The organism is Allorhizobium ampelinum S4, assembly GCF_000016285.1.
In the GTDB taxonomy this organism is placed as follows: domain Bacteria; phylum Pseudomonadota; class Alphaproteobacteria; order Rhizobiales; family Rhizobiaceae; genus Allorhizobium; species Allorhizobium ampelinum.
The window spans coordinates 1,882,169-1,895,618 of sequence record NC_011989.1; the positions used below are offsets into that span (position 1 = coordinate 1,882,169).

Genomic DNA, 13,450 nt, shown 5'->3' on the forward strand with positions numbered 1-13,450 from the left:
AGGTTGCCGAGTAGTAGATGCTTCGGAATTAGGCCGAGCATTCATTCTTGAGTTACCGGAAATCTCGGGGTTTAGGGAATGCGCTCGGCATAGTCTCGGGCTCGGGATCAATACCTTTATGCCGAGCTCGACATAAGGGCACGACGATGTCTCGAGGCTTTGGTGGCGACCTGTCTCGGCTGTCGCCGCCTCCCGGCGAACCATGGGCAAACTCATCCCCTCTGCCTGTCGGCAGCTTGAACTCCATATCCCTGTCGGCAAGGCCGGAAAGGTCTGACGTCAGGTCGAACAATTGCTGCGCGATAAGGTGGACAACCTCTCCTTCTCGCTGAATTCGGCCATGGATCGCCATCATCGATGACCCGAGCACGATACGCCGCCGCTTTTCAAACAGTTTGGGCCAGACGACGATGTTTGCAGGTCCAGTCTCATCCTCAATTGTGATGAACATTACGCCCTTGGCAGAGCCCGGCTTTTGCCGGACCAGCACCAAGCCTGCTGTAATGACCCAGCGACCGTCGCGTGCGGTCATCGCTTCCTCGCAGGTGACAATATTGCGTTTCGCCAGATCGGTACGCAGGAAAGCGATCGGATGATCTCGAAGAGTGAGCCCGATATGCCCGTAATCCTCAACTACGTTATGGCCTTTGGTCATTTGCCGAAGTTCGACCTCTGGTTCGTTTTGCTCGGCGATAGTCTTCATCTCACGTTCGGCGGCAGCCGCAAACAGGGGCAGAGGCTCGTCGCGCAAAGCCTTGATCGCCCAGAGCACGTCGCGCCGTGCAAGCTTCAAGGAAGGCTGGAACGCGTCGGCGTGGGCCAGTTCGACCAGTGACGCCGCCGGTACGCCTGATCTCCGCCACATGTCATCGACAGAATCGAACGGACCATTCATTCGGGCCGCCACGATCCGAGCTACATCCGCAACGACCAACCCTTTCACCATCCGCATGCCCAATCGAACCGCATGCTGCTGCGTGGTGCCAATCCTTTCCAAAGTGCAATCCCAGCGCGATCGATTGACGCAGACAGGACGAACCTCAACGCCATGGGCGCGGGCATCGCCGACAATCTGCGCGGGTGCGTAAAAGCCCATCGGCTGGCTGTTCAACAGGGCAGCACAAAAGACATCAGGGAAATGGCATTTCACATAGTTCGAGGCATAGGCGATCAACGCGAACGATGCGGCATGCGATTCCGGAAAGCCGTAGGACCCGAAGCCCTCGAGTCGGCTGAAAGTCTTCTCGGCAAATTCAGGAGTGTAGCCATTCTTGACCATCCCTGAGACCAGCTTTTCCTTGAACCGGCTCACGCCGCCCGTGAACTTGAAAGTCGCCATGCTCTTTCGCAACTGATCGGCTTCGCCACCGGTAAAACCGGCGCAGACCATGGCGACTCGCATCGCCGATTCCTGAAACAGTGGCACGCCCAGCGTTTTGCCGAGGACGGCTTCCAGTTCCGGCGTCGGATAGTCGACGTCTTCTTTTTTCTCCCGCCGGCGCAGATAAGGATGCACCATATCTCCTTGGATCGGCCCAGGACGCACGATCGCCACCTGTACGACGAGGTCGTAAAATGTCTTGGGCTTCAGGCGTGGCAGCATCGCCATCTGCGCTCTGGATTCGATCTGAAACGTCCCCAACGTATCGGCCTTGCAGATCATCTCGTAGGTCGCCTTATCTTCTTGGCGGATCTTTGCCAGATCCAGATCATCGCCCTTGTGCTCGCGGATCAGAGCGAAAACCTTAGACATGCAAGTCAGCATGCCGAGTGCCAACACGTCGACCTTCATGAACTTCAGCGCCTCGACGTCATCCTTGTCCCACTCAATGATCTGTCGATCCTCCATGGTGGATGGCTCAATGGGAACGAGATCGTCGAGACGATCATGCGTGAGCACGAAGCCACCCGGATGCTGTCCCAGATGACGGGGAGCACCCATTAACTGTTGTGCCAATTGTAGAGTAAGGGTCAGCCTGCGATCGTCTGGATTGAGGTTCAGCTCGCGCACATTCCGATCGCTGGTCTCCTGCGACCAGGACCACATGCCCGATGATAGCGCTTTGATCAGGTCTTCCGGCAAGCCAAGCGCCTTTCCGACATCGCGAATGGCTCCCTTTGCCCGATACCGGTTCACCGTCGCGCAGAGCGCTGCCTTTTCCTTGCCGTAGGTTTTATAGATCCACTGGATCACCTCTTCACGTCGCTCGTGTTCGAAATCGACGTCGATGTCTGGAGGCTCATCCCGCTCCTGGCTGACGAAGCGTTCAAATAGAAGATTATTGGTTTCCGGGTCGATAGACGTCACGCCGAGGATATAGCAGACAGCAGAGTTCGCGGCGGACCCACGGCCCTGGCAGAGAATGCCTTTTGCCCTTGCAAAACGAACGATCGAAAACACCGTCAAAAAATACGGCGCGTATTTCATCTTATGAATGAGGTCGAGTTCGTGGCGGATGATCTGCAAAGTCTTCGGGGGCAGGCCCTGTGGGTAGCGATCAGGCACACATTGCCAGACGTAGTGCTCCAGGGACTCCTGAGCTGTCTTCCTAGGCACGATAGCCTCTTCCGGATACTGATACGTCAATTCCTCAAGGGAGAATTTGCACCGATCAACAATTTCCATGGTTCGCCGCAATGCTTGCCGGTAGCGCGGAAACAGACGTTCCATTTCTTCCGGAGGCTTAAGATAGCGATCGGCATGACGCTCGCGCTCGAAGCCGACGGTATCGATCGTCGTGTTGTTGCGAATGCAGGTGACGATGTCCTGAAGTTGCCGCCGTCCCGGCTCATGAAACAGGACATCGTTGGTGACGACGGTCTTCACCTTGAAGCGGGTCGCCATGTTCGAAAGCTCGTGCAGCCGCAGTTGATCATTCGGACGACGGCGCAGACACAGCGAGAGATAGGCCAGGTCCCCGAACACCTCCGCCATCTTTCGCAGTTGGACAGCACACGTGTCATCGGCGAGATCGGGCACCAATATGCCGAGCAGGCCTTCGCCATACTGGGCGATGTCATCAAGCATCAGAATGCAATTGTCCTTGCCGCCTCTGCCCTTACCCAGCGTAATCAACCGGGCCAGCCGAGAATAGGCCGTGCGGTCCGTCGGGTAAACCAGGATCGACATGCCATCCTGCAGATCCAGCCGACAACCGACGACCAGGCGCACACCGGTGGCGCGGGACGCTTCCAGTGCCCGAACAATGCCGGCGAGCGAATTGCGATCAACAACACCGATGGCATCGATGCCGAGGCTCTTTGCTGTCTCAAACAGCTCTATCGCGCTGCTGGCACCGCGCAGGAACGAGAAATGGGTGGTGACCTGAAGCTCGGCATATCTCATGCAAATATCCCCTGGACGAACCATTTGTGCGAGCCGGTCTCGCCATCCACACCGTCTCCTGACCGGAACACCCACAGACGCTCGCCGGCTTCATCCTCGATGATGAAATAATCCCGCACTGCTGCCCATTCGGATGTACGCTGCCACCACTCGCCAAATATCCGCTCGGGCCCATCGGCGCGCTTCACTTTTCGCCGCTTGCCCCGCCATGTGACGGAAACGGGTGGATGGTCGGGCATCAGCGCGATGACCTCGACCAGCTCTGGATGCGTAAGCAAGCGCACCGGTCGCGGCCAATGATGCGACCATGATACCGTGACATCTTCGGCCACGGCCGCGATACGCTGAACGCTACGCTCCGGAACATCGGAGGCGACAGGTGCGAAGCGATAGACCCGTTGTCCACGATTGCCGAAGAGGTCGATGAGCGGCGTGATATCCGCGCGCTCTTCCTCAACGAGACCAGACGATCTCTGCGTCTCCTCAAGAGGTTCCGCCATGATCGCCACCAGGGTCAGTTTTTCGATGCCAAAGCCCGGGTCAATCTTTTCCGTCCGGTCCCTGAACAGCTTCGTCAACCAGGCCACATCGCGTGCCGCCTTTGCAGTGCCCACCCGTAGAGCCTGGGCGGTATTATCCACCCTTTGGACGATAAGATCGAGCCTGCGAACACCCAGGCCTTGTCTGTGAAGTTCATTACAGAGCTCCCCAACCAGTCGACCGACATATTTGTTGATCGTTTCGGCAGCCCCGATCGGTTCCTGGAACGCGCGGCTGACCTCAATTCGTTCCGGGCTGCGAATAGGGTCGATCGGCTCGTTGAGGCGGCCGAAAATCTGATCCAGACGGCGCGCGATGTCTGGACCGAAACGCAGTGTCAGCGGCGCGCGCGGTGTCGCAGAAAGCTCACCGATGGTTCGAAAGCCGAGGGTCCTCAGGTCATTCACGGTTTTTTTGGGCAGCCTCAGCAATGACACTGGTAAGCGCTGGACGGCGTGGGCGGTTTCGCTGCGGGGCACGATCATCACTTCCTGGCTGATGGCTCGTGCGCAGGCATGCGCGGCACCCCAGGTATCCGCGATGGCAATACGCACCGTCAGCCCCCTGCCGCGAAAACGATTAGCGATGCCGGTCAGCATCGCAAGCTCTCCGCCCTGCAGATGATCGGCACCATCGGTATCCATGACGATACCATTTGGAGCATCGATGGCGACAATCGGCGAATATTGAGCGAGTACCCATAATGTAATGCGTTCAAGAGCCAAAGCGTCTGCCGCCGGATCGGCATCGATCATCAGAAGCCTCTGGAACAGGGCCTGGGCCTTTGCGGCCTGCATTCCAACACGCACGCCGGCCTTTTTGGCTGCCGCATCTACCGCAGACACCCATCGTTTTGAGCCGGTCCTGGCGATCATGGCGGTCGCTTGCTCAACCGGAATGGTGGGATCGGCGCGACGAATGCGATCCGTCGGCAGATCTGGAAGGTAGATCGATACGACCCTGGTCATCACACGCTCCAACGATAAACTCAGCACACTCGCCTGCACGCGATCTCATCAGTTCCAGCAACCAGGTTGCCCGCCCCACACCGGGCACGGGCAATTCCTGCGATGGCAACACGCTGACCCTCCACCGGGTGGTCGATGCGGTCGGTTGGCCATAGTCATTGGCTTCTGTCTGTCGTCGCCATCTGCGAACAACGAGCGCCAATGTTCCCTTCTTTTCGGCAGCAAGCTGAAGGCGTCTGCTTGCCAGCATCGGCAGCCGGACCAGTTCGCCAACAACGGCACCAAGGCCACCATAAGACAGCGCCTCTTCCATGGAGGCGAGGACGTCCTTTTCCGTGTCTCCCTCTACAAATATGACGCGATTTGCATCGAGACCGACCTGGGCCAGTGCCGGAAAGAACAGATCCGGCCGCGTCAGGCACCAGACGATCTTTCCTTTCGTTCTCGTTGCAATCCCGGCTGCAAACAGGGCAGCGGCGGCTCCATCGACCGTGTCGGCGCCACCGCCCGCAAACTCATGCAGTGCGCCGCGAGCAAGACCACCTCCCGGCAGCATGGCATCGATCTCATCCAGGCCGAACGGCAAAGACCCAGACGGCTTCGAAAAGCCTCCTTCAAGAGAAGTAATCCGATCGCGAAGATCGGCTATGACGTGCTCGCGCGTAGCCGTCATCGTTCACGTAATCCTCTCGGTCCGTGGTGCCCATTGGAACGGTATCATGCCGTTTGAATATTTAAGTTCATGTTTTGTTCCTACGCAAGAAAAGAGTCAAGTGGCTATAAACTTCGAACTTTCTCCCGTTTTTTAGCAAAAAGAAGATTCGCAAATCGAATCATCGGACTAGATGGTGATCCAGCCAAGTGACGTTTTTGAGAAAATTGTTTCGCCAGAGCACGGCCATCATAGGAACACTCTGTGGAAAAGAGGGCGCTACAGCAAAAGAGCGCAGTCGACTATTCTAAAGGAGATTGGATTTGTCGACAACCTTACGCCGGACGCGGTGGCAGGCAGGCAGTCGTGGTGCTCGAGAAGCTGGGCAACGCTCGCCAGCAACTGGGGGAGCGGCCTAAACGTGCGAGAAGCCGCCGCCCGCATGAAAATTGGCAAACCTCGAACTACCAAGCACTGAGATATCAACCGCATCGAAGGTCAAGCTCACGTATGCTCCGTATGCGTTCTCAAAATTCGGACGGACCCACCACTTTCGTGTCGTGACGGCTCTACGTTCGGCGGAAAGGTGGTGCCACTACGGCCTAGTTGTTGGTGAAAAATTGCCAATAATGAAGCCATCAACGGATGATAGCTTACCTCGCCAGAGAACTCCCTGATTTTCTGGAAGTGGGGCTTGGCCCGGGGCATAAAATCGCGCGTTCATCAAATGAACGTAGCCGATGGGCGCAGGTTGCCAATCCTCAGAAGCACCCTCAGGCTGCTCATATATTGCCGTGTACTCCTTCCAAGCATTACCGAGGAAATCTGAAATATCATTCGGGGCCTGCGAAGAAATCTTCATCAGTTTAGAAAGTTCCTCGAAATATTTTTTGCCACCGACGAGCATTCCAGAAACGATCACACCCTTGACAGTTAATGTGACACCAATTTCGATCCCATGAGAGACAATATTCTCGATCGTAGTTCGAAGAAACCAATCTGTAGCATCGATAATTTCTACCGGCTGCACTCTTTGCTCTACACCGTCTTTAATGTTTACCTCGTCTGCCATGATGTGCCTCCTCGACTTTTGGTAAGAACATATCAGACATCCAAGTCGCTGAAAATTAGCCGTTACTAAAAAAAATCCAAATGTACTAAATTTTGGTAGTTGGCTGAATAATAAAGAAAATATCAAGGGCACTTTAAAATTAACTTGGTTTCGATCACGCCACTCTGCCCAGACTCGGATCACGAAGTCGGCGGGAAGTCTGTCCGCACTTACCTGAAAATTGCCCGTCGTGGAGATCGCCAGCCGCGTAGGCACACCAACTGCCTGCACAGTCAACAGCAGATCGTCGATATGCCAGCCCAAAATTAAGGTTTGGGCCTGTACCTGCGTGACAACTCTGCCGGAACATGCCCACGCGCTTGCTACGGAAACCTTTTGCAGCATTCTGCAAAAGGGGTTGGCGTACGGGGGATACTCTACCTCGATAGTCACGGCCAAACGACGGAAGGAAGCCCGTCACACGGTTCTGTTTCGTTAGTGCGAAGGAAAAAACGCGCAGTCGGGGGCCTGCATTTCCTGCAGATTATGATGAAGGGTTATCGCGCCTTCTTTGGAAAGTGGGTCCGTTGGCTACAAGACGCGACTGAAAAACCTCTCCCCAAAAGACCCAAACATGGATTGCCACAGGAAGCGCCTGTCGGATTGTGCCAAGAAAACCTTGCGCGCGCAGACGGATCGATGAAGCAGTTTGAAAAGTGCATTCGAACGGAACGGTCTATACCGGGATCTATATCAAGCCAGAATGGCGGCCAGATGCGCATGGTGGTGCGGATACCTATCCCAGCGGGCCAGATGATTATGGGCTGTGATTTGATATTAAACCCCGACTTTGCGGGGTTTAATAGATAGAAAATATGCCATTAGTTAGCAAGGAAGCGCCTTTGGCTCTTCGCCAGTCAAAGGTAAGCCCGTCAAGCCAGAAAAACGGACCCAATCGTCCATATTTTGCGCTGTAGACGAAAGCTCTTTGATATTCTCTTCAAGATCTTGGACCCTGCCGTCGATGTCGTCGAATTTGGACGCCAGTGTTTTGAATGCCTTCGCCATTGCCCTATCCTTTTTAGCCGCACGTATTGCGGCGGCGCCGGGTTCGGGTACTTCTTTACCGAGACGTTTTGCCTCATCGATCCACTCTTTGACGGCCAACAATCCATTTTGCAGCGCTTCGCTTTGTGTTTCCCCATCGGACATGCACCCGGGAAGGTCTGGAACCAAAGACATAAAGCCGCCGCCGTCATTTTCAGAAAGAGGAACGATAATCATCGGATAGTCGTTCATTCTGTGTCTCCCTTTTGGCTGAGCTTGGCTTGCTCACACGCTCTAATCATACTGCAAATTTTCTTAACATATATTGTCTTGATAGGGCGATTGTAAGGAACCGTGAGGTGGCCGGTTATAAGGGTGCTTGATGCCTTATAATGGCTTCCGCGGGTTGGTGGTTGCCAATTGATGTCATGCTCTGCGCATAGTTTTGCGAAATCGTCAACGGTCCATCCTTTGGATGGGTTCGCTTCCATTTGCTCGATCAGAGTTTTCTTTTTGGCCAAACGTTTGTATCCTTTGCATGTTCCTTATTGCCGATGGAAGCTTGCGCGTACCGGAGAACGAAACGTAATTATTCTTAATGTGGCATTTTTGCTCGATCATAGCCCATGGTGAATCTCCCGCTAGGTTTAGCAGTTTAGCAATTGCCATTATCGTAGCCAATTCATTCCACGCAATTCGTGGGCGACCGCTTCGCATGCACTTCTGCGTCCTTTAGCGGATATTGCGTCAGCAATAATGTGCTCGCCTTTTAACGCGCCTTGCGTTGCCAGGCTTGGTTCTTGGGATGCGATCGTTTTCAATAGGGTCTTCTGCTCGGCCCTAATCGGTAGTTTGCATATTTCAGCAACCCTGCGCATTGCAAACATGTCGATGGTATTGGTCTTTGCGGTTTCTGCCGGATTTGTTACGGGCTTAAAGCTTTTCTTTGGCGCGGGTGGCGGGTTCGTGGAGACGCTTACCTGCTTCCACCCTTGAATTGTCATGCATTGCTGAACGAATTGATCCGCGCGAATGGCATTGCCGATGGAATTTCCGATCTGGGCGCCAGCCACATAGCTGGGTGAGCCCCAAGCCACCATGCTCTGCTGAGTGGAACTTGATAGCATTTGGCATTTGGCCATTGCGATGTCGATGTTTTCCGGGTTCGGAACAATTGGCTGGTAAGTCGTTGTCGATTGGCAGCCAGCCAGCAGAAAAAGCGCGGCAACAGCCGCTGAAATGCGTTGCATCTGAAATACCCCTTGCCCCCAATGGCAAGGGATAGTTGCAACATTAGGTATGACTTGTCTAGCCCCTGGGGAATGGCCAGCGGCTCTGCTCGCCCGAGTCTGCTTTCAGCATTTTGCCTCGGGGGTCAAGCCTCCAAGGCAATGGTCTGACCGCCACACATGATACGCCTCTGGTGCAGGGCGTCAGACTTGTTGACGCTCTTTGATGGCTGATCGTCGCCACATTGCATCTCTCTCTTGCTTTCTATGCCTGATCTAGGCCATAAATCCCGGACCCTTCGCTGGTATGCGAGGACCGCGAAGTGTTTGGCGGTCCTTCATATGAGACAAGGGGGGCGGAGCGCTAGGAGCGCAAATTATCCGGCGCGGAGCGCTAGCCCCAAAGGTCTGGAACGGTAGACCGAAACGAATTCAAGCACTTGCCGGAATTGGAACGCTAGGAGAGCAAAACTGCGGCTTTCGCATGTGCGCGCGCCATTTCCTATTTCCTTCGATATGAAGTGTGTGTTGATGGTGGTGCTTTGTAATAAGTGTTTCTCCTGCGCGTCATGTTAGGCCGCACCTTACCTCTCCTACCTCTCCATTCTGTTTTAAGTGTATGATTTTATTTACTTCTACCTCTCCATTTGTTATATTTTTATCTCTCCATTTTGATTTGTTATCTCTCCTACCGTTCCAAAAAAACAGGAATAAGGGGTTCTTCAATGAAGAAAATGAGCATTGAAGCCTTTCTGAATTGGGCTTTCATTAAGGAATTTGCAAAATCTGGTCTGGATCGGAAACTGGTCTAGCTCCAATCGGATCGACTTGGGGAGTGGTTGAGGCCTTTGCCGAGCTGGGCACGCAGTTGTCAGGCAACAAACCGCCTACCTGACGATGAAAAGGCGTATTGGAATCTGAATACCGTCACTTCTAATGACGGTATTCGTGCAGGGAGCCCACATGCTACCATCGGCAACGAGCCCGGTCTCTACCGCCTGATCTTCTCCAGCACCAAGCCGGAGGCCGAACGCCTAAAGCGCTCTGTCTTTAATAAGGTCTTTCAACCCTGCGCTGCCAGCCGTTTTGCTCCAGCCGCGGTGATCGATCAGGAAATTGTCCGAGAGCAACTCGCCATGGTGCGCGCAGGCGCGGTCTACCAGCGATATCAACAATGGTCTGCTGCAAACAACACACCTTACATCATGAAATCTTCGCTCGGCAAACTCTTGATCGGGCGGGGCTGGTGAAGCATGGTGACAATTGGCACGCTATATGTCGGCGTGCTGCTTAAGCCGTCTGCCGCCGCCGTCATCAGCCAATAATTCGCCGTCAACGGCTACCGAACTACTCGATGGCAGCCGTTTGGTCCTGTTGCGCGCCCGGACCCTTCGGTGGTACAAGGTGGACAGCGCAGCGCCTACCTGCCTTCTGCACCCTTCCGAGGGTCCGGGGCGGACAGCAAGGACAGATAAACCGGTCTTACGGACAGATAGGTTTTTTCCTTCGGACAGGAAGAGCGCAACGTTTTCAAACTGTTATGAACGATGGACAGCTAGGACAGGTAATTGCCGTCCTTTCGTGATGCGCGCTCGCGCGCATTTTTTCAAAGCCGCATTGCCACGGATGATGCGTGTCATGAGAAATTGATGATGGGGTTTGTATTGCGCGCACCATTAAAGGTCGCCACTTACCTGTCCTAGCTGTCCATCCATTGTTTTTATTATGTTTTATCTGTCCATTTACTGATTTTATCTGTCCGTTTTCTACCGGTTATCTGTCCTAGCTGTCCAAAATCTGAAAGTAAGAGGTTAAGCAGTGAAAAAAATCACAGTTGAAGAATTTTTGAACGGGGCTTCCTGAAAGAACTCTGCATAGTCGGATGGGGTCCGGATACTCATATGAGTGTTTCGTCGTCCCCGGATGGCCCCAATCCTGAAACCCTTGAGACCGCCCGTTATCGTGCGCGGTTAGTCAAATTTCAGCCGGATCGCCACAAAAGTCTTGGCTTATCCGAAAACCTCATCTACCACGGTTGTGGTATTCATCTGTCGTGTCGGCCCTTAGGCTCGACGCCCTTCCCCGTAACCCCTTCGCCGACCGGGAAAGTCGAAATAACTGTCTGAAATCTGACAGTTTTGACAGTTCGTCTGACAGTCGCACCGACAGTTTAAGCCGAAATTCACCAACGAAATCAACAAACCCTGACAGTTCGGATAGTTTTTCGACCCTATACGTATAAGGGTTTGGGGAGGTCGGGAGGTTGATGTTGAATTTTCTCTATATGTATGTGTGAAATAACTGTCAAAACTGTCTAACTTATTGTAATATATAAACATAACTGTCAATAAACTGTCAGGTCAACTGTCAAAACTGTCAGAAAGTATTCTCATGAAGAAAATGAGCATTGAAGCCTTTCTGAATTGGGCTTTCACGAAAGAACTGTGCAAAGTCGGATCTGGATCGAATGTCGGTCTGGCTTCAATTCCATCGTCTTGGGGTATGATCGGCTCATATGCCGCGTTAGGCACGATGATTGACCGCAGCCCGAACGGTTATGGCGTCATTCCTGATTTCATTGAGGATGGCCTGCCACATGCGGATGCGGTGCGGGCAGGGGATGCAGTGCGGCGTCTGACTTCAGTCGCTCTCGATATTCCGGAAGGTTGGAACCCGTTCCCGGAATGGGCGGATGATCATGGTCTGGTTGCTGCTGAGGTTGAGCGGGTGCGGGCAGAAGTGATGATCAAGGGCGATAGGCTGGCCGGTCGCCATGTTGCCGCGCTTGTCACCACCTGCGTCCTTCTTAACCGTGGCCCGGACTGGCAGGCCTCAAAACCGCGTGAAACCATGATTGCCGACAAGGATGGCACGCCGCGCTGGTTTTGCCAGAAAACATCGAAGGATGCCTTTGGCCGGTCCTATACCATTGAGACGGACGGCTATAACCGCCGCGCCCGCAAACCGCACCGTGGCGCCTACCATAAATACCAGCTTGCATCGTCCATCCGGGGTGCGATCCTCGACCGGATGGAATGGCAACAATGGCAAGCCGCCCTGTCCATCCTCGCCGCCGACCTGAAAAATGATTTGCTTGCCCATGAAATTCTACCCTTCGAACCGGATCTTGAGCCGTGGGCGAGCGAAGAAAAAATGCAGGAATGTGCGTAGTTCATTGAAAATACATCGAAATAATCGCAATTGCGGTCAATGGACGGCGGCCAAAGTTTGACATAGGTTGAACACACTGAAAAAGGTAAGAAAAACCCGCTGGCGGAAACGCTCGGCGGGTTTTGAGTTTTTGCGAACTCGGTGGGCTTGATAGCCCATCAAGAGAGTATCAATGTTATCATGGCGCATGATGTTGCCAGGCTGAAGGGCTCGGCTTAAGTCTTTTTTATTCGGTGTAGAACACGTCGGCGCTACTCGATCCCTTCAGTAAATTGATACTGTGTGTGCAATCACTTCGATTGACGTAACTTTCACTGCTGCGCGCAATCTCTTCTCCATTTTTCGCGTAGTATATCCAATACCACTGGCCGCGATTGTCCTTTTTTTGCCAGTAGCAAGGGTATGTTACTTCTGCCATTTCGAACTCCTTTAGTTGTAACGCACTGAAGTTTGAGCGCGAAGTTCAGCACGTGCAACGCAAAAGTTGCTATTCACAGCTATTCACAGTCTAGGATCGAATTAATGCTTGGTAATTCAGAAACTTCTTGATTTCTGCCGGAATCAAAATTTTGAAGGTATTCGATGGCTGATTTAACTGTGCGTTGGGGCGATGTTACTGGCCTTAAGCGTCTGGAAAACGCCATGAAGCGCCTTGACGGCCCGCAAAAGCGCATCGTGCTTCAGCGGGCGGTCAATCACACCGGTGATAAGGCGCTAACGCAGGTTAGCCGGACGCTGGCGAAGCAGACAGGCCTGCCCTACGGCGTCATCAAGAAGGCGTTGAAGGTTCGAAAGGCGACGGGAACCGGTATCAGCCGGGAAACTGGCGAGATCGTCTCGTTTACCGATGCCTCGTTCAACTACACGATCACATCTCGGGGCGGCGATATCGCCCTGAAATACTTCAAGGCTCGGGAAACCAAGGCTGGCGTGACCGCTGCCCCGTTCGGTAAGCGCACGCTGTTCGCCGGTGCATTCATGAAAGGCGGGCGTTTCCCTGGCCGAGTGAATGCGCCTTCCCTTCACGGTCACGTCTTCCGCCGGTCGGGAAAAGGTCGCAACCCTATCGAGCTTCAAAACTCTGGTGTGGTCATTCCGGCCGAGATGGTCTCAGGCGCAAGCGCCAAGGTCTTTACCGAGACGGTCGAGACCAGCCTGCCGACGCGTGTCATACATGAGATCGGGTATCTGATCCCCGGTTTCTTTGAATAAAAACAAAGACTTGAAGGTGAAAACGTTGCATTTTTGCATCGATTTCAACCCCAAAAGCCGGGTGTGGCAACCCTGCCACATCCCCCCCCCCGGTCTAGGGACCGTACCCAAGCCCGACAGACCCACGAACAGATTTGTGCCCGGGTTTCGGGCAGTCTCAGAGGTTTGAATGTTGGGTTAACGGGGTTGACGGGGTTAACGGGGGCGGTTGACGGGGTTGACGGCTGAAAGGTG

Annotated in this window: 10 protein-coding genes; 3 read left to right on the forward strand and 7 right to left on the reverse strand. The window is 53.8% G+C overall.

Going from position 1 to position 13,450, the window contains the following annotated elements; all coding sequences use genetic code 11:
* Positions 1-52 precede the first annotated feature (52 nt).
* The 6 genes from AVI_RS08975 to AVI_RS09010 all read right to left on the reverse strand — a co-directional run bounded on the left by AVI_RS08975 (position 53) and on the right by AVI_RS09010 (position 8,854).
* Entirely contained in the window at positions 53-3,346 is a 3,294-nt protein-coding gene (locus AVI_RS08975) for an error-prone DNA polymerase (protein ID WP_015916061.1), read from the reverse strand.
* Entirely contained in the window at positions 3,343-4,854 is a 1,512-nt protein-coding gene (locus AVI_RS08980) for a Y-family DNA polymerase (RefSeq protein ID WP_041696599.1), read from the reverse strand. Before AVI_RS08980 ends, AVI_RS08975 begins: the two co-directional genes overlap by 4 nt.
* Positions 4,775-5,527, reverse strand: coding sequence for an ImuA family protein (locus tag AVI_RS08985; protein ID WP_015916063.1), 753 nt, complete (start codon positions 5,525-5,527; stop codon positions 4,775-4,777). The genes AVI_RS08980 and AVI_RS08985 overlap by 80 nt, the downstream gene beginning before the upstream one ends.
* A 574-nt stretch (positions 5,528-6,101) precedes the next feature.
* Positions 6,102-6,578 carry a gas vesicle accessory protein GvpU gene (gvpU, locus tag AVI_RS30500; RefSeq protein WP_071204222.1) on the reverse strand — a complete coding sequence of 159 codons (477 nt, stop codon included), beginning with the start codon at positions 6,576-6,578 and terminating at the stop codon, positions 6,102-6,104.
* Between the two features lie 864 nt (positions 6,579-7,442).
* Positions 7,443-7,856: a type II toxin-antitoxin system HicB family antitoxin gene (locus AVI_RS31705; RefSeq protein WP_015916065.1), complete on the reverse strand. Its 414-nt coding sequence runs from the start codon at positions 7,854-7,856 to the stop codon at positions 7,443-7,445.
* 416 nt (positions 7,857-8,272) lie between these two features.
* Complete coding sequence (locus tag AVI_RS09010; protein ID WP_015916066.1) at positions 8,273-8,854, reverse strand: hypothetical protein; 582 nt, start codon at positions 8,852-8,854, stop codon at positions 8,273-8,275.
* An 827-nt stretch (positions 8,855-9,681) separates the two neighbouring features.
* Between AVI_RS09010 and AVI_RS09015 the strand changes: the two genes are divergently transcribed.
* Together AVI_RS09015 and AVI_RS09020 are read left to right on the forward strand one after the other, a co-directional pair.
* Positions 9,682-10,083 (forward strand): BRO family protein, encoded by a 402-nt coding sequence (locus AVI_RS09015; protein WP_041696606.1) that lies wholly within the window; start codon positions 9,682-9,684, stop codon positions 10,081-10,083.
* Positions 10,084-11,365: 1,282 nt separating this feature from the next.
* The gene (locus AVI_RS09020) at positions 11,366-12,004 is read left to right on the forward strand and encodes a hypothetical protein (RefSeq protein ID WP_139192390.1); all 639 of its coding nucleotides are present in this window, start codon (positions 11,366-11,368) and stop codon (positions 12,002-12,004) included.
* 226 nt (positions 12,005-12,230) lie between these two features.
* Here AVI_RS09020 and AVI_RS29555 read toward each other — a convergent pair whose 3' ends face one another.
* The gene (locus AVI_RS29555) at positions 12,231-12,422 is read right to left on the reverse strand and encodes a YegP family protein (protein ID WP_080516976.1); all 192 of its coding nucleotides are present in this window, start codon (positions 12,420-12,422) and stop codon (positions 12,231-12,233) included.
* Positions 12,423-12,586: 164 nt separating this feature from the next.
* On the opposite strand from AVI_RS29555, the gene AVI_RS09025 reads away from it, so the two are divergent.
* A complete protein-coding gene (locus AVI_RS09025; protein WP_015916069.1) occupies positions 12,587-13,216 on the forward strand; it encodes a phage tail protein in 630 nt (209 codons plus the stop codon).
* Positions 13,217-13,450: the final 234 nt, after the last annotated feature.

Excerpts from the sequence above, each read along its gene's own strand:
- gvpU (WP_071204222.1), bottom strand. The coding sequence starts at position 6,578 with ATGGCAGACGAGGTAAACATTAAAGACGGTGTAGAGCAAAGAGTGCAG.
- AVI_RS29555 (WP_080516976.1), bottom strand. The coding sequence starts at position 12,422 with ATGGCAGAAGTAACATACCCTTGCTACTGGCAAAAAAAGGACAATCGC.
- AVI_RS09020 (WP_139192390.1), top strand. The coding sequence starts at position 11,366 with ATGATTGACCGCAGCCCGAACGGTTATGGCGTCATTCCTGATTTCATT.
- AVI_RS09010 (WP_015916066.1), bottom strand. The coding sequence starts at position 8,854 with ATGCAACGCATTTCAGCGGCTGTTGCCGCGCTTTTTCTGCTGGCTGGC.
- AVI_RS31705 (WP_015916065.1), bottom strand. The coding sequence starts at position 7,856 with ATGAACGACTATCCGATGATTATCGTTCCTCTTTCTGAAAATGACGGC.
- AVI_RS08975 (WP_015916061.1), bottom strand. The coding sequence starts at position 3,346 with ATGAGATATGCCGAGCTTCAGGTCACCACCCATTTCTCGTTCCTGCGC.
- AVI_RS09025 (WP_015916069.1), top strand. The coding sequence starts at position 12,587 with ATGGCTGATTTAACTGTGCGTTGGGGCGATGTTACTGGCCTTAAGCGT.
- AVI_RS08980 (WP_041696599.1), bottom strand. The coding sequence starts at position 4,854 with ATGACCAGGGTCGTATCGATCTACCTTCCAGATCTGCCGACGGATCGC.
- AVI_RS08985 (WP_015916063.1), bottom strand. The coding sequence starts at position 5,527 with ATGACGGCTACGCGCGAGCACGTCATAGCCGATCTTCGCGATCGGATT.